The sequence below is a fragment of the Gordoniibacillus kamchatkensis genome (genome assembly GCF_000829455.1).
Taxonomy (GTDB): domain Bacteria; phylum Bacillota; class Bacilli; order Paenibacillales; family NBRC-103111; genus Gordoniibacillus; species Gordoniibacillus kamchatkensis.
On sequence record NZ_JXAK01000072.1, the window covers coordinates 1 to 16,346 of the forward strand.

A 16,346-nucleotide genomic window follows, 5' to 3' on the forward strand; every position below is an offset into this window, starting at 1 on the left:
CAGTAATCTGCCGATACGTCCACTTCTCCTCCATATGAAGGCGAATAGCTTCTTTCTTCAATTCCTCTGGATACTTTTTAAACTTCTGACCCTTGACTGCCATAAAAAATGCACCCCTTAGAAATCATCGGATTAACCTAGGGGTTTTTCCAATGTCTATTCTAAGGGGTGCACTTCAAAGGGATTAGCGGCTTTTTCCTGTCTTTACGTATGCAACAGGGTCGAAGCAGCAAAAAATACGTCATTCGGTTTTGAAAAAATACGTCATTTACTCGATAGGCCTCACATTGCGTTCATAGTAATTTTAAATGTGTCACGAAGGATATTCCATAAACCAAAATTAAAGGAGAGTTGAGAACATGTTTGGCCGTTTTGATCTGTATGCTCCAGTCCACAAAGGAATCCGGGCTGCGTTAAGCGGTTTGTGCTATCAGGCAGGCTCGGTTGATAGTATGGATGACGAGAGAGTGAACGCATTCGTCGAGGAATTCAAACGGGTCATCGTCATTCTGCACGCTCATTCGAGAGATGAGGATACGCATATTAATGAATCCTATGAAAAATATGCGCCCGAGACATTGCGCGAGCTGGAGGAAGAGCACACCGGTTTGGAGCAAAAGCTTGAGGAGCTCGTCGAACTAGTGAATCAATTGGAATCCGGCAAGCAGAATCCGGGTCAGCAAGAGAAGATCTGGTATCAAATCGGTAAAGACCTGAACCGTTTCACCGCAGAATACTTCATGCACCTTCAACGTGAAGAAGGCCCCGGCATGAAGGCGTTATGGGAACATCTGACGGATGACCAATTGAAAGTGATCTCCATGAATATCCGTTCATCCATTCCGCCGCAGGCGATGATGATTTTTATGCACTATATAATTCCGGCAATCAGTCATCAGGAACGGGTAGTGATGCTAAGCGATATGAAAAGCGTCGCCCCGCGGGAATTTTACGAAGAGGTTGTGCGCATTGCGGAAAACCGCTTGGAGCCGCAAAGTTTATCGGAGCTTAAATCGGCATTGGACAATATTGTTACGGGAGCGGTGAGCTGAATATGAACGTTCTTGTGTTGGGCGGCACAGGTACGGTAGGAAGTTGTGTCGCGGCAAACTTGGCAGAGCGGGGGGCACAGGTCCGGGTGATGACCCGTAACACGAATGCAGCGAACCGGTTGCCTCGTTCCGTCAGCTTGTGTCCGGGGGATTTAGAATCGCCTGATACTCTGGCGGCGGCTTTTGATCGGGCAGATGCCGTATTTTTATTGAACGCCTTGTCGCATACGGAAACCGAACAGGGCGTAGCTGCGGTCGAGGCGGCTAAAAAAGCCGGCGTAAAGAAAATCGTTTATTTATCGGTACCGTTGATGGAAGATAACAAGCATATTCCCCATTTCAAAAGCAAGATCCCGATCGAAGAAGCCATTCGGCAATCCGGGATGGCGTACACCCTATTGCGCCCGAATAACTTCTATCAGAACGACTATTGGTACCGGGAGGCGATACTCGGTTATCGAATTTATCCGCAGCCGATCGGTTCGATAGGACTGAACCGTGTAGATGCAAGAGATATTGCGGAGGCGGCCGTGAATGCACTGCTTCTGGACGGATATGAAGGGAAGGAGTATCCGGTTGTCGGTCCGGAACCGCTGACAGGAGAATCGACAGCCAACATCTACAGCCGCATTTTAGGAGAGGAAATCCGCTATGGCGGGGACGATTTGGACGCATGGTTTGAACAAGCGCGAACCGTTATGCCGGAGTGGATGGCAGAGGACCTTAAAATTATGTATCAATATTTCCAAGATAAGGGGCTAGTGGCGTCAGAACGCGATTTCGAGCTGCAGCGCGAGATCCTGAAGCGGGAGCCGCTTTCCTTCGAAGCGTTTGTTGCCGAAACGGCAGCAATTTGGAAGAATGGCCGATAAAAGGCCTCATATACCTAAAAAATGGAGTGAGTATCTTATGAAAAAGATTCTTGTATTGGCGGTAAGTTTGTTTATTCTGTTAAGCGGCAGCGTATCAGCGCATGGAACGGCGGATAGTTCGGACACAAGAGCCGGAATTTCGATTAAGGTCAATGGCGTTGATGTGGTATCTGCGGCAAACCACCGCACGCCCGACGGCAAAGTGTATGCTTCGGTTCAAGCTTTTGCCGATTTGTTTCATCTTCCGTATACTGTGGACGAAGGGAACAAAGACATTGTTCTGGGGGGAAAGACGATTTCGGACGTTCGGATGAATCATGGCGAACCGACGGCTTGGATCCGGGATTTGGCGACTGCGGTTAATGCCCAGCAAGTCAGCTGGGATGATGGTAAACAGGAAGCGTATGTACTGGCGCTGCCCGCAGGGTCCGTTAAAATAACGGGGGTTGTTCCCGCCATGGGCGAACATTGGGCGAATCCGCAAGCGGGCGAGCTCCCGAACGGGCCGATCTATGGCGTATACAACGGGAGGCTCGTATTCCTCGAATATATGATTGCCCAAGACGATTTTGTAAAAGGAGTTAACCATGTCAACCTGAACGGTATGAAGGGAGTCCCGTCCCCCGCTGTCGTCCAGACGGATGTGGAGTTCCAGCCGCATGGACATGAGGGTTTTGAAGTACCGCACTTCGACATTCACGCGTACTTTATTTCCGACGAAGAGCAGCAGAAAATAAAATAAATATAAACATGACGGAAATGAAAGGAATGCACGAAGGAATATGAAGAGGAGATAGAGCAATCATATCCGCAATGTCCCAAGAGCACTATTCTCTTGGGATTTTTCATTTTGAACTTCAGGGAAAATTTCCGGTTTCCGCCGAGGATGAAGCTTTCTTCATTTCATCGCGAATTCGCGCGAATGGCTGCTGGCGTTCGAAGCGGTCGTGTTCCGACTGTACGGGGGACGAGTGCATGGCAATCGTAGCGGAGCGGACTATACCTCGGGTCGCGACTCCGATGGTATGACTCAACCGATGACGCTCATGTTCATGATGCAAAATACCGGACAGCCCGTAATACGGCAGCTGCCTGAAGGTTGTTATAATTACGAGCCCATCCAGTCGCCAATACACGTTTTATTCCTCCCGCGTCTAGCTTCTTTTATCGCTGGAAATACCAAATAATAGTCCACCTATCTAATAATAATCAACTATTTGTATGCCGACTAACTGTTTATAATAAAAATTGATTACTTCTTTTCATACCGGCTCGTAAACGAATTGAGAAATCCAAGCGCCTGTCCATAAGAAGGGGCTTTTTTCTATTAATCTAACAGGTTGCGAGACAAATTGACTATGTTAATGGGTACCAAGTACTCAGATAACAGACTAAAATAAAATAATAAATGAACAGACGAGAGGGCTGAGTGGGATGAAAATATTAGTCGTGGACGACGAGCCGAGACACCGCAGAGGAATGGCGAGTATGATTCAAGTTCTGCGGCCTGAAGATCAAGTTTTTGTCGCTAAAGACGGAGCAAGCGCCCTGGAACTCGTCAGGTCTGAAAAACCCGATGTCGTGTTCACCGATATTCGAATGCCTAATATAGATGGCCTTTCATTTCTGAAAATGCTTGAAGACGAATGCCTTCGGACCAAGGTTGTAATGGTTTCAGCTTACAATCTGTTTGAATATGCCCAGACTGCGATTCGTCACGGGGCTTATGATTATCTCTTGAAACCGGTGGAAGCTGAGAAGGTAGAAGACGTATTGCGCCGCATTGAAGGCCAGCTTGTCGCGGAATCCCGGCAGTATTCGGAATCGGAAGAGTTAAAGCATCGGCTAAGCCTCACTTCCTCTGCCTATCGAAACCGCCTTCTTCTGTCGTGGTTGAATGGAAGCTTGACGGTTATGGAGCGTAAAGAACTCGAAACGTTGGAGTGGATGCATGGGAGTGGAATGGTTATTTTCTCGGAATTCCGAATCGGACCGGGAAATAAAGCAGGATTCGATACCGTAGCATTATTGCAACACTTGGAACGGGCGTGGGCGGAATTCGGTGAACCGAGTACAACTTTCTCTTTAAACGTTCTACAGGAGGAAGTCTTCCAGGCGGTTACAATCATCCAAACATCTCGGCTGACTCAAGAAAGAAAGCCGGAAATTCGCCAAATGGTTTCCTCATTAGGGGCAGAGTGGGCAAAGTACGGACGGCTTACCCATGGGATCGGTCCGGATTGCCTATCCTTATTGACGGAAGCGCCTCAGGCTTACCGGACAGCCCAAACGGCCAATCTATATAACTTCCACGAGTGTTGGAACGGCATTTTGTTTCATGATGAACTCCTTCCCTCCCACGATCCAATCCTTCTTGACGGAGAGAGGTTGTTCGAAGCACTGCAAGGAAGGGATGCAGAAGCCGCCATAGAGATGTGCCGGGCTGCGTTCGTTCGACTTGCTGCTAATGGCCTTGCAAATCCGAATCTGATCAAAGAATGTGCCACGCTCACCCTCATGAAGATTAAAAGCAGAATTCGCAATTACGTTGATCGGCTGATTGGAAGCGTTCTCACAGATTCGGCTTTGAAGGCAATTCCGGGTTGCTATACCTTTACAGATCTCATGACGGTTCTAGAGGTTCGGCTCCGGGATGTAAACGATGCTTTAAGACATGCTCGTCTAGATAAAAGCGAGATTATCGTTGCCGAATGTTTGAGATGGATTCAAGAGAACTCCAAGGAAGATTTGACGCTGGAACGGGCTGCCGAGCATTTTTTCTTTAATCCCTCCTACTTCAGCACATTGATCAGAAGCCGAACGGGAAGGACGTTCTCCGATCATGTGACGGAGGCTAGAATGCGGCGGGCCAAGGAATTGCTTGCGGAGAACAGGTTGAAAATATATGAAATTGCCGCAGAGTGCGGTTATCAGGATACAAAGTATTTCTGCAGAGTATTCAAGAAACAGAACGGCATGTCGCCGGAAGCTTATAAGCACACATCCTTCCCGCAAAGGAGCAGTGAGGGATGAAGATGACATTCCGTTCCCGGTTGTTAGCCAGCTTTATATTCCTTATTGCTGTCCCGCTTATCGTGTTGGGGACCCTCTTCTATCGTACCAGCCTGCATGTCGTTACGGAACAAGCGCAGAAGAACGTATACGAGATCGTAAAGAAAAATAACGAGATTATGGACACCAAGCTGCGGATCATAGACCAGAACAGCATGGCCTTGTTAGTAGACAAGGATTTGTTTCGGATTTTTAATAACTTGAACCCGGCGAACAAGGCGGACCTGCTCGCCGCCGATCGTCTAGTGTCCGATGCTTTAAGAAGATATTTCTCACAAATCGATGAAGTGTACGCTTACCAGCTATGGACGTCTTATTTTACCTTCGGCCAGACGCTGCCCCAAGGCGATCCGACGAATTCGGAAATTTACCGCGCAGCCCGACAGGCAGGAGGCAAGATGGTTTGGTATCCCACTTACGACTTCGTAGATATGTTCGATCAACCTTATTTAACGAATGGAACGCTCAATTTCCGCTATTTGTTCTCCGCGACACGCATCCTTGATTTTTCCTATTTAAGCGATACGACCTTGGAGAAGCTGGATACGGGCGTAGAACGGCCTGTTCTAACGATCAGCTTCAAATTAGACACGTTGAAATCCCTGTACGAGAAAAGTATTCCCGATGGTTCCCGTTATTTAGTTCTAGATCCGGACAATCGCATCGTTGCCAGCAGTGAGTCCGGTAGAATAACGCAAGTTTATAAGGACAATTGGGTGGAACAGCTTCAACAGGCTGGCAGTGGCACTCGAAGAATAACGCTGGACGGGGTGAATACGATCGTCTGCTTCGATCGCTCGCAAGTCACCGGATGGATGTCCATTGTCATGACGCCCGAAGCCACGCTCGTAGGCAGTCTGGTTCCTATCATCCGTGCCTCAACCACCCTTTTGGCCGTCATTATGGGAATCGTAGCACTTATTTTCGCTTATTTTATCTCAGGCAAAATTACGAATCCGATCAAGAAGCTGCTCGGCGCGATGAGGTCCGTGGGCGAAGGAGATTTCCAAACTCGGGTTGTTGTCAGCACCAATGATGAATTCGGGATTTTACTCCAGCGGTTTAATCTGATGAACGATCGGATTCGTTTATTGGTTTCGGAAAATTATGAAATCAAATTAAAGGAACAGGAAGCGGAAATCCAGGCGCTGAACATGCAGATGAATCCGCATTTTCTGTACAATACGTTAAACGTGATGAATTGGACGGCCATCGAGAACGATCAGAAGGAACTAAGCAAAATGCTTGTCTGCTTATCTAACATGTTGCACTATACTTCGCGGAAGGAATGGGGAGTCGTTCATCTATCGGAGGAAATCGAATGGATGAAAAACTACTTCTATATCATGTCCGTCCGATTCGAAGAGAAATTCACGGTCAGCTACGAGATCGATTCGATGCTCTACAACTACAAGATGCCAAGACTTCTCTTCCAGCCGTTTGTCGAAAATGCCATCCTGCATGGTTTCGATCAAACCGAATCGGGGGGGCTTATTCGAATACGCGGTTGGGTCGACGATGGTACTCGGCATTTTGAGGTTGAGGATAACGGACGGGGTATGAGCAGCGACGCGGTTCATGCTATTTTATATCGGGAATCGTCTTCAATTGGCATAAAGAACACGATAGCCCGTATCCGGATGACCTACGGCGAAGAGTACGGGGTCGCGATCTCCTCCAAACCGGGTTTCGGTACGAAAGTGACCATCACACTTCCGTTGTAAACCCAATGATAATCCACTATTCCAATCAGGTTCGGGTTATGTAAGCGCTGCATTCGGTCTTATAATTAGAACATCATAGACTGCAGCTATGAACCAATAAGGGTTGAAATCGAAAGGGGTTCAGAAGATGTCACGACAAAGGAAATCCATATCCGTTCTGATTGCTTTACTCATGATGCTGGTTGCGATTCTATCCGCATGCGCGAAGTCCGGCTCGGGCCAAGGCAGCAGCAATTCCTCATCCCCCGCCAATACGGCGAGCTCAGATTCACCCAGCGGAAAAAAGTCGAATGAACCCATCACGCTTCGCATGACGGTATGGGGAGCGCCGGAGGAAGTGGCTGCTTACAAGTCGGCCATTGCAAGGTTCGAGAAGAAGTATCCGAATATCACTGTAAATCTTCAGCATATTCCCACTGACTATGATACCAAGCTCACGGCAATGGTTGCGGGCAATGACGTGCCGGATATCGCGCAGATGGAATCTGCCAGCATTGCTTACCCGCTTGCCGAGCAAGGCAAATTCTACAATCTTCAGGAATTTCTCTCGTCAGATCGGGAAATCAATGCAGATAGACTGGTTCCGAATATCTCGTATTCACTTGAGCCGGGCAATGTAATCGGCTTAGGTCCGGGACCGGAGTCATTCGGCTTGTTCTATAACGAAGATATTTTCAAAGATGCGGGCTTAGCGCCTCCGCCGTCCAAAGCATCGGAAGCGTGGACATGGGATAAGTTCGTCGAAGTCGCCAAGAAACTGACGATCGACACCAAGGGCAGGAATGCATCGGATGCCGGCTTTGATCCTAAAAACATTAAGCAATATGGAGTTAACTTTCCGACGTGGTGGGGAAGTTACAGCAACTTTATTTTCTCCAACGGCGGGGACTTCGTCTCCGAGGACGGGAAAACCTTCGCTCTGAATCAGCCGGCTGCGGTAGAAGCCCTTCAGAAGATAGCGGATTTGATCAATGTTTATCATGTCGCACCTTCTCCGGTTCAAGCAAAGAACATTCCGGCCACTAATGTCGCGCTTCAGACGAAAAAAGTGGCAATGGCAATTGATGGACAATGGGTCAGCGCAGGATTGGCTCAATCGAAATTCCGTTACAACGTCGGCGTATTACCGATTATGAAAAAACCGATGACTACCGTCGTTTGCGGGATGTTCTCTATGTTCAAATCAACCAAACACCCGAAAGAGGCTTGGGAGTTGATGAAAGCGCTGATGGACCCGGAAGCGTCGATAGACATGCTTACAGCCGGCACATGGATGCCCGCTTATAAAGACTGGTATACGGACCCGTCTATGCTCAGCAAATGGGCGGAGAACCTCGATTCCCGGCCATCGGGTTACAAAGACGCGATCATCGATGTTTTGCTGAATGACAGCCACCAAACGCCAACGGGTTACGTGAAAAACTTCAGTAAGATTATGGATATCGTGAATCCCGCTTTGGATAAAGTATGGCTCGGCCAACAAACCGCTCAAGAGGCCATGAATTCAATCGCGGATAAAGCGAAAGCTCAGGTACAGGGCCGCCGCGACGTGAAGGGATAAGGGGTCAAAGAAAAAGAGATTAGCATTGAGGGAAAACGGCGTTCTTACATAAGAACGCCGTTTCCCTAATCGGGAAGCTTTGAGATCGGAGGTACGCATGAGAAAAGGGCTATTTTACGGGTTATTGTTCACTTCGCCCGCCATACTCGGGTTTATCATCTTCACATTAGGTCCCATGATTGCCAGCTTGGTGCTTAGCATGACGGATTATAACGTATTCAAAGAGCAAACCGCATTCGTCGGAATCGATAATTATTCCAAGTTGTTCTCGGGTGAAGACGAACTATTCTATAAATCGCTTGGCATTACTTTCTACTTTGTCATTCTGCGGGTACCTGCCGTTATTATCATTTCCTTTGTTATTGCCCTGCTTCTTAACCTGAATGTTAGAGGAAGGGCCATATTTCGTACGATCATATACTTGCCCAGCATCGTGCCGGCGGTCGCATCGGCCATGATCTGGATGTGGCTTCTTAATCCCGATCTGGGCCTTGTCAACTCTATGCTCAAGTGGTTACATCTGCCGACCAGCAATTGGTTCTATTCGGAGGGCAGCGTTATCCCGTCCGTCGTGCTTACAACGTTGTGGGGAATCGGCGGTACGGTCGTTATATTCCTCGCGGGGCTGTCGGGCATTCCAAAGCAGTATTACGAGGCGATCGACGTGGATGGTGGCGGGTGGTACAGCAAGCTGCGTCACATTACGATACCGATGGTCACACCGACGATCTTCTTCAATACCATTATGACGATCATCGGTTCCTTCCAGGTTTTTAACGAAGCTTATATCTTAACTCAGGGCGGACCTAATAATCAGAGTTTATTTTATGTGTTCTATCTATGGCGAACAGGTTTCCGGGATACCGAAATGGGGTATGCTTCTGCAATGGCGTGGGTGCTGTTCATCATTATCCTATTTTTCACCTTTATCGTGTTCAAAACCTCGAAGTCATGGGTGCATTACGAAGGAGGAGAGCGTACGTGAGGCAATCGAAGCTTACGCTTGCGGCAGGTTATGCCGCTCTATTATTGATCTCAGCCATGTTTATCATTCCGTTCGTATGGTTACTGCGAAGTTCGCTCATGGATTTATCGCAAATCTTCACCATGCCGCCGGAGTGGATTCCGAAACCTTTCCACTGGGACAATTTCCATAGAGCGCTCACGATCGTGCCGTTCGGTACCTTCTTCACCAATACGCTTATCATCGTGGTCAGCGTTCTTGTCGGTACTGTTGTTACAAGCAGTATCGCGGCGTTCGGGTTCTCGCGGATTCAATGGAAAGGAAGGGACACCGTATTCGGCATTCTGATGTCGAGCATGATGTTGCCGGCGGCCGTAACCCTTATTCCTAGCTTTCTCGGTTGGAAGATGCTTGGCTTATATGATACGTATTACCCGTTGATCGTACCGGCTTATTTCGGTGGCGGAATCTTCAATATCTTCCTGCTGCGTCAATTCTATTTAACCATTCCGCGAGATTTCGATGAAGCGGCCTTCGTGGACGGAGCAACTTATTTTCAAATCTACATGAGAATTATAATGCCGCTAAGCCGTTCAGTTCTTATAGTGGTAGCATTATTCAGCTTCTTGGGATCATGGAACGATTTCATGGGCCCGCTCATTTATGTGAAAAGCGACAGCCTATTTACCCTTGCGCTCGGGCTGCAGATGTTCCAAGGAACCTATACCGCGCAATGGGATTTGCTCATGGCAGCTTCGGCAGCTGTCGTGCTGCCCTGCGTCATCGTGTTTCTGATCGGGCAGCGTTACTTCCTTGAAGGGATTACGTTGACCGGCCTGAAAGGATGAGTTAACTAAAGAGAGGAAAAACCTGAATGACACAAATAAAAGCCCAAATCATGAATTGGCAGAGCGTTCCCTTTACGAAAGTGAAAATCGATGATGCTTTCTGGCGTCCGCGTCTCGAAGTACTAAACAAAGTTACGATAAAAGCCTGCCTCGGCCAATGTCATGAAACCGGGCGCATATCGAATTTCGCTAAGGCTGCCGGTCTGATGGAAGGAGAATTCGAAGGCATATATTTCAATGACTCCGATGTGTACAAGGTGCTCGAAGGTGCAGCCTATCTACTGATGTCGAACAGGGATCCGGAGCTGGAATCGGAAACCGACCGTATTATCGAGCTCATAGCCGCCTCGCAGGAATCGGATGGATATTTGTGTACCTACTATACGTTGGTAGCGCCTGAGAGCAAATGGACGGATATGGAAAAACACGAAATGTATAATGGCGGTCATTTGATTGAGGCGGCGGTCGCTTATTTTGAAGCGACAGGCAAACGCAAGCTTCTCGATGTTGCCTGCAGGATGGTTGACCATTACGATAGCGTTTTCGGTCCTGGTAGACGTCATTGGGTAGAAGGGCATGAGGAAATCGAACTGGCTCTCGTGAAGCTGTATCGCGTTACACATGAGGAGCGTTATTGGAAACTCGCTCTTTGGCTGTTAGAGGAACGTGGTCACGGTCACGGAAAAGGCGCGATATGGGATAAAGAAGAATGGGGCCCGGCCTACTGCCAGGACGATGTTCCGGTTCGAGACATCGAGAAGGTGACCGGGCACGCCGTCCGCGCTATGTATCTATACACAGCAATGGCGGATGTTGTTCACGCTTCAGGCGATCCGGCCTACGTCGATGCATTGCATCGCGTATGGGCGCATACAGTGGAGCGCAACATGTACGTGACGGGAGGAATCGGACCTTCCTTGCATAATGAAGGCTTTACCCAGGATTACGATCTTCCGAACGAAACAGCTTATTGCGAGACTTGCGCTGCAATCGCCATGGTGTTCTGGAATCATCGGATGAACCTGCTGTTCGCTGATGCCAAATATGCTGATGTGGTGGAGCGTGAAATGTACAATGGTGCTTTAGCTGGAATTTCGTTGTCCGGCGACAAGTTTTTCTACGTCAATCCGCTGGCGTCGAAAGGCGACCACCACCGCGTAGAATGGTTCGGCACGTCCTGTTGCCCGACAAATTTGGTACGTTATCTGCCTTCCATAGGCCAGTATGCTTATGCGAGGACGGACGATGGGCTAGCCGTAAATCAATTCATGAATGGCGAAGCGGAATTCGAGGTCGGCAACGGGCTTAACGTAAAGCTGAAACAAACGACTAATTACCCGTGGGACGGCAAGATCGAGCTTGCGGTTAACCCTGAACGAACGGGAAAATTCGTCATTCGATTACGCGTACCGGGTTGGTGTAGAGGCTACAAGCTAGGGGTTGGTGGGGAGAGCTTTTTCGGAGCCGAAGCAATAACGGACCGGGGATACCTTATTCTTGATCGAAAATGGTCGCAGGGAGATTCCATCGTACTTGAACTGGATATGCCTGTGGAGGTTGTGCGCGCCAGGGCGGAAGTCGAAGCCAATCGTGGTCGTCTTGCCATTCAGCGTGGACCCATTGTTTATTGTATGGAGCAAGCTGATAATCCGGATTTAACCTATGACACCTTCACCCTTTCTGCCCGAGAACCGCTAAATATTAGTTACCGTCCAGATCTGCTTGGTGGTGTAACTGTATTGATTGGTAAAGAGGAAAATGGGAAACCTTGTCTTTTGATTCCTTACTATGCCTGGGATAACCGGGAGGAAGGCTTTATGCAGGTCTGGATTCGAGAGGTGGAAAACCAGCGCCTATATATCTATTAATAAAACAGCTCCGGATTTCTATTCAATAATTATCCTTTGCTGGAGCTATAACAATTTGAATAAAGTGAAAATGTAAGTCTAATATATCCAACAATTGAGTCCACATAAGTTTGTAGCCTAATAAAAAAAGGAGGAATTTATGTGATTAAATCAAAAATTTGATCGTTTCTCTCGCTGTTTTGGCAATACCAGCTTACGCCTATAACTTAGTAGGAACCTGGAATGTGCCAAATGGAACACATACCTTAACTGCTTGGACGGAATCTACGGGCGGTCTGGCTATTAACCAGATGGAAGTGAGCAACTATGGAAGCTCTGTTAATGTATCTGTTCCAACGGGTACTACCAGCTATCAGCAAATCAGCAGCGGGACTATTAACGTAACAACAGGTAAAGTACGAGTAGCCTTCCATGTTAAATCTACTATTGGAAACCAATGGACTAGGATCGATGATGTAACATTGAATTAATACCGTTAAAAATCGGAATTGAAAAAACGCCGGCATGAAGCGTATATTGCTACGAAAGTTCAATCAAATCTTGGTTACAGCGATGTGATGCGTTCCGTCGATGATAGCCTTAAGCGCCTGCAAACCGACTATATTGATGCCATGCAGTTCCATGGCGGTTACTTGACCGAACAGGATTATAAGCGTCTTTTTCATGACGGGCCGCTTGACGCGCTGAAAGAATGCCGGCAGAAGGGGAAAATACGATATATCGGAATCACAAATGAAAATCCGGACCATACATTGCTTTGTGCCGTTCAATCGGGGCATTTCGATGTGATGCAAGTTCGTTACGAGGAATACAATTTTAGTAAGCGGGAGGGGTTTGATATTTATTGATGGAACGAACTAAATCAAAAAGCTGACTACTAATGAATTGTTTGTATATTTTATTGATCGAATGGTGTCCGCAGGTATAAGTCAAATGAATATAACAATATTAGCTCGATCAATGAGAAAAGAATTGGTTTTAATTCAGAAGATGAGGTTAAATTGGCAGTTGAACGCCTAATGAAATATACGAGGTTCGGGTATCGGGTAACAACGGGGAATTTTAAAGTGTTAAGTATCAAAAGGAGCTGCCGTCTCATGGCAGCTCCTTGCGTTGTACGCCCAGCATGGGAGTTATCTATAGGGGTAAATCCCCAACGGGGCTGGCGAGAGCCTACCGTTAGACAAGGACAAGGGCAGCCAACTTCATATGAAGGCTTGCGGCAAAGGGTAGCGACATGCCGCAAAGGGTATGCCGGAGCGATGAGTCTGTTTCCGGGTCGGTCATGAAAGTTTTTATTTCGACAAGTTCCTTCTCTCGCCGACTGCCAAATGTCGGAATATTTGTTCATTTGTTCGTTGACGGGCAAAAATGAAAGCGCTATACTTTTTTGAAACGGTTCAAATCTGTAGTTAACTCCCATCATCGTGTCGAATGGAAGAATAAATGTTATTTAATATAACACAGAATGTTCTGGAAAAGATTTTAGACGTTCAGATCTCAATTAAACATAACTTAATTTGTGATAAATAAGGGCATCATTTCGCTTTTCCTCATTGTCATTGACTGATTTCAAATGTATATGATATGTTATCTAACACATAAGATGGAGCGGGTTTGCTGTTTAATTTTGAATCGGCTCAAGTAAAGATGAACCGATTCAATAAATGTGGAAGACATGCGAAGTGAATAAAGAGGTTCGGCTGTATCCTGACGGGAAGACCGGAGTTGCCGCTTGAACACTCGTTGCATATTGTCCGGTTTATCGAGGCTGCCAACGAGAGCAGAAGTACGGGGAAAAACCGTGTATTTATAGGTGATGATTGGTACCGGACAATTGGAGACTGCTGCCCGTTAAGCGATTGAGATTTAACGGGCTTTTTTGCACTCAAAGAAAACGATTCATATGTTGAGAATAGGGGATGGGCATGATGGAACAATATCAAATCGATTTCCAGCATTCGTTCGATTCCTTCTTCATTGAGCGCATCAAAAGAACGGAGTCGTTCAACATGGCCGCAAACGACTGCCACGACGTCTACGAAATTTATTACATGCTGTCCGGCGAAAGATATTATTTTATCAAAAACAGAAACTACTTGGTAAGAAAAGGCGATTTGGTCATTATCAACTTTAACGAGCTGCACAGAACGATGGATGCGTCCAATGTTGTTCATGAACGGATTCTTATCAATTTCAGGCCGAAATTGCTAAAAGACATGCCGATTAAAAAAGACGGCGTGGATTTGCTGTCTTGTTTCCAGCCGTCCCGGATTTTGCGGTTAACGTTGGAAGAACAGCATTTTGTCGAAACGCTGCTGAAAAAAATGATCAAGGAGGAGAAGTGCCGTCCGATCGGATATGAGCTCCACGTGAAAGTGCTGTTAATCGAATTATTGCTGTTTATCGTCAGGTATAACAGTGACAACTGGGAATGCAATTTTACGTTCCAAACTGCGCTGCACGAAAAAATTACAGAAATCGTTTCCTTTATGTGCGAAAACTATCACGAGAAAATATCGCTCAGAACGATAGAAAATCGATTTTTTATTAGCCCGTATTATTTCAGCCGTTCGTTTAAGAAAATTACCGGCTTCACCTTCGTGGAATATTTAAACCGGATTCGCGTGCTGGAAGGCCAGAGGCTGTTGAAAGACACGAACAAACCGATCACGTGCATCGCGGAAGAAACCGGTTACGACAGCGTCAGCCATTTCGAAAGAAAATTTAAAGAAATTACCGGACTGGCTCCGATGACGTTTAGAAAGTCGGTCAAACTGCAGTAAATTTTCTGCGGAGAGCAAGATATGTTGAAAATGCGAAAAACAAGCAATAAACGTATAGCTCATGATGTATTTGTTGCTGTATAAGTGAAGATAAATCGGGGGGAATTCCTATAAGGGGAGACTGAACATGGAATACATCGGCAGCCAGGTAAAGGATATCAACATAGCCTACATAGGTGGAGGGTCGAAGGGTTGGGCTTGGGCGCTTATGGGGGATTTGGCCATGGAAGGCGATTTGTCCGGAACGGTCAAGCTCTATGACCTTAACTACGAAGCCGCGCAGGTAAACAGCATGATCGGCAACAACCTGAGCAGGCGCGATGATGTGAAGGGAAAATGGCACTATGAAGCCGTTCCTTCGCTGGAAAAAGCGCTTACAGGCGCGGACTTCGTGATCATCTCCATCTTGCCCGGCACGTTTAAGGAGATGGCGTATGATGTGAATCTTCCGCAGGAGTACGGCATCTACCAGTCCGTAGGCGATACGACGGGACCCGGCGGAATTGTAAGAGCCCTCCGCACGATTCCGATGTATGTGGAAATGGCGGAAGCGATCAAAGCGTATTGTCCGGGTACCTGGGTCATCAACTATACGAATCCCATGACTCTTTGCACCAGAACGCTGACGAAAATATTCCCGGAAATCAAAGCGATGGGCTGCTGCCACGAAATATTCGGCGCACAGCAGCTTCTGGCGTCGATGCTGAAGGATTTGAAGGGAATGGAGGACGTCAGTTACAGAGATATTTCGGTCAACGTGCTCGGCATTAACCATTTCACCTGGATTGACGAAGCTTCCTATCAAGGAACGGATTTGATGCCCGTTTATCGCGAATTTGCGGAACGGTATTACGAAACCGGCTATGAAGAGAAGCCCGGCCAATGGATGGATAGCTTTTTCTCGTCAGCGTGCCGCGTCCAATTCGATCTGTTTCGCAAATACGGCCTCATTGCGGCGTCTGGCGACAGGCATTTGGCGGAATTCATGCCGCGAAACTGGTACTTGAAGGACCCCGAAACGGTAAAATCATGGAAGTTCTCTTTGACGCCGATAGATTTTCGGATGAAAAGACAGGAGGAGCTGGTGCAAAAGAGTAAACGGCTCGCCGCAGGCGAAGAAAGCGTACAGCTGAAGCCTTCCGGCGAAGAAGGAATCCGCATGATAAAAGCGCTTTTAGGTCTGGGCGATTTCGTCACCAACGTGAATGTGCCGAATCAAGGCCAAATCAAGGGCTTGCCGACCGGCTCGGTTGTGGAAACGAACGCCCTGCTCGTCAGGGACGGAGTGAAGCCGGTACTGGCGGGACAGCTTCCCATAGATGTCGAAAATCTGGTGGCGCGGCATGTGCTGAATCAGGAGACGGTGCTGCAGGCGGCGCTGAACAAGGATAAGTCTCTAGCCTTCCGCGCATTTCTGAGCGACCCGTTGGTATCGTCCATCGATACTGGCGCCGCCGAGCAATTGTTCGAGCGTATGCTGGAAATGACGAAAGCGTACTTGCCCGGCTGGGATTTATAAACCGAATCGGGTGCGGACCCGGCGCCAGGCGTCAAAATGGGCATGTATCATACTATGAATTGGAGGTCGTTCGGCAAATG

12 protein-coding genes are annotated in these 16,346 nt (G+C 47.6%); all 12 read left to right on the forward strand.

The features are described from left to right. The first annotated feature begins 359 nt into the window (after window positions 1-359). Window positions 360-1,052 (forward strand): hemerythrin domain-containing protein, encoded by a 693-nt coding sequence (locus SD70_RS27990; RefSeq protein WP_041051712.1) that lies wholly within the window; start codon window positions 360-362, stop codon window positions 1,050-1,052. A 2-nt stretch (window positions 1,053-1,054) separates the two neighbouring features. Further along, a complete protein-coding gene (locus tag SD70_RS27995; protein WP_041051714.1) occupies window positions 1,055-1,924 on the forward strand; it encodes an SDR family oxidoreductase in 870 nt (289 codons plus the stop codon). A 37-nt stretch (window positions 1,925-1,961) separates the two neighbouring features. Beyond that, a complete protein-coding gene (locus SD70_RS37240) occupies window positions 1,962-2,666 on the forward strand; it encodes a hypothetical protein (RefSeq protein WP_197081208.1) in 705 nt (234 codons plus the stop codon). A 692-nt stretch (window positions 2,667-3,358) separates the two neighbouring features. Further along, entirely contained in the window at window positions 3,359-4,957 is a 1,599-nt protein-coding gene (locus SD70_RS28010; protein WP_041051718.1) for a response regulator transcription factor, read from the forward strand. Further along, the gene (locus SD70_RS28015) at window positions 4,954-6,720 is read left to right on the forward strand and encodes a sensor histidine kinase (protein WP_052487974.1); all 1,767 of its coding nucleotides are present in this window, start codon (window positions 4,954-4,956) and stop codon (window positions 6,718-6,720) included. The genes SD70_RS28010 and SD70_RS28015 overlap by 4 nt, the downstream gene beginning before the upstream one ends. A 127-nt stretch (window positions 6,721-6,847) precedes the next feature. Continuing rightward, window positions 6,848-8,281, forward strand: coding sequence for an ABC transporter substrate-binding protein (locus SD70_RS28020; protein WP_041051720.1), 1,434 nt, complete (start codon window positions 6,848-6,850; stop codon window positions 8,279-8,281). A gap of 97 nt (window positions 8,282-8,378) precedes the next feature. Further along, window positions 8,379-9,266 carry a carbohydrate ABC transporter permease gene (locus tag SD70_RS28025; RefSeq protein ID WP_041051722.1) on the forward strand — a complete coding sequence of 296 codons (888 nt, stop codon included), beginning with the start codon at window positions 8,379-8,381 and terminating at the stop codon, window positions 9,264-9,266. Continuing rightward, a complete protein-coding gene (locus tag SD70_RS28030; protein WP_082053718.1) occupies window positions 9,263-10,093 on the forward strand; it encodes a carbohydrate ABC transporter permease in 831 nt (276 codons plus the stop codon). The genes SD70_RS28025 and SD70_RS28030 overlap by 4 nt, the downstream gene beginning before the upstream one ends. A gap of 26 nt (window positions 10,094-10,119) precedes the next feature. Next, complete coding sequence (locus SD70_RS28035; RefSeq protein WP_041051726.1) at window positions 10,120-11,961, forward strand: glycoside hydrolase family 127 protein; 1,842 nt, start codon at window positions 10,120-10,122, stop codon at window positions 11,959-11,961. Between the two features lie 488 nt (window positions 11,962-12,449). Beyond that, the gene (locus SD70_RS35415; RefSeq protein WP_082053719.1) at window positions 12,450-12,809 is read left to right on the forward strand and encodes an aldo/keto reductase; all 360 of its coding nucleotides are present in this window, start codon (window positions 12,450-12,452) and stop codon (window positions 12,807-12,809) included. 1,080 nt (window positions 12,810-13,889) lie between these two features. Then, window positions 13,890-14,747, forward strand: a complete 858-nt coding sequence (locus SD70_RS28045) for an AraC family transcriptional regulator (RefSeq protein WP_197081209.1) — start codon at window positions 13,890-13,892, stop codon at window positions 14,745-14,747. A 127-nt stretch (window positions 14,748-14,874) separates the two neighbouring features. Then, a complete protein-coding gene (locus SD70_RS28050; protein WP_041051732.1) occupies window positions 14,875-16,266 on the forward strand; it encodes a family 4 glycosyl hydrolase in 1,392 nt (463 codons plus the stop codon). Window positions 16,267-16,346: the final 80 nt, after the last annotated feature.

Coding starts and splice junctions, on each gene's coding strand:
- SD70_RS28015 (WP_052487974.1), top strand. CDS start 4,954: ATGAAGATGACATTCCGTTCCCGGTTGTTAGCCAGCTTTATATTCCTT.
- SD70_RS28025 (WP_041051722.1), top strand. CDS start 8,379: ATGAGAAAAGGGCTATTTTACGGGTTATTGTTCACTTCGCCCGCCATA.
- SD70_RS28020 (WP_041051720.1), top strand. CDS start 6,848: ATGTCACGACAAAGGAAATCCATATCCGTTCTGATTGCTTTACTCATG.
- SD70_RS28045 (WP_197081209.1), top strand. CDS start 13,890: ATGATGGAACAATATCAAATCGATTTCCAGCATTCGTTCGATTCCTTC.
- SD70_RS27990 (WP_041051712.1), top strand. CDS start 360: ATGTTTGGCCGTTTTGATCTGTATGCTCCAGTCCACAAAGGAATCCGG.
- SD70_RS28010 (WP_041051718.1), top strand. CDS start 3,359: ATGAAAATATTAGTCGTGGACGACGAGCCGAGACACCGCAGAGGAATG.
- SD70_RS37240 (WP_197081208.1), top strand. CDS start 1,962: ATGAAAAAGATTCTTGTATTGGCGGTAAGTTTGTTTATTCTGTTAAGC.
- SD70_RS28035 (WP_041051726.1), top strand. CDS start 10,120: ATGACACAAATAAAAGCCCAAATCATGAATTGGCAGAGCGTTCCCTTT.
- SD70_RS27995 (WP_041051714.1), top strand. CDS start 1,055: ATGAACGTTCTTGTGTTGGGCGGCACAGGTACGGTAGGAAGTTGTGTC.
- SD70_RS28050 (WP_041051732.1), top strand. CDS start 14,875: ATGGAATACATCGGCAGCCAGGTAAAGGATATCAACATAGCCTACATA.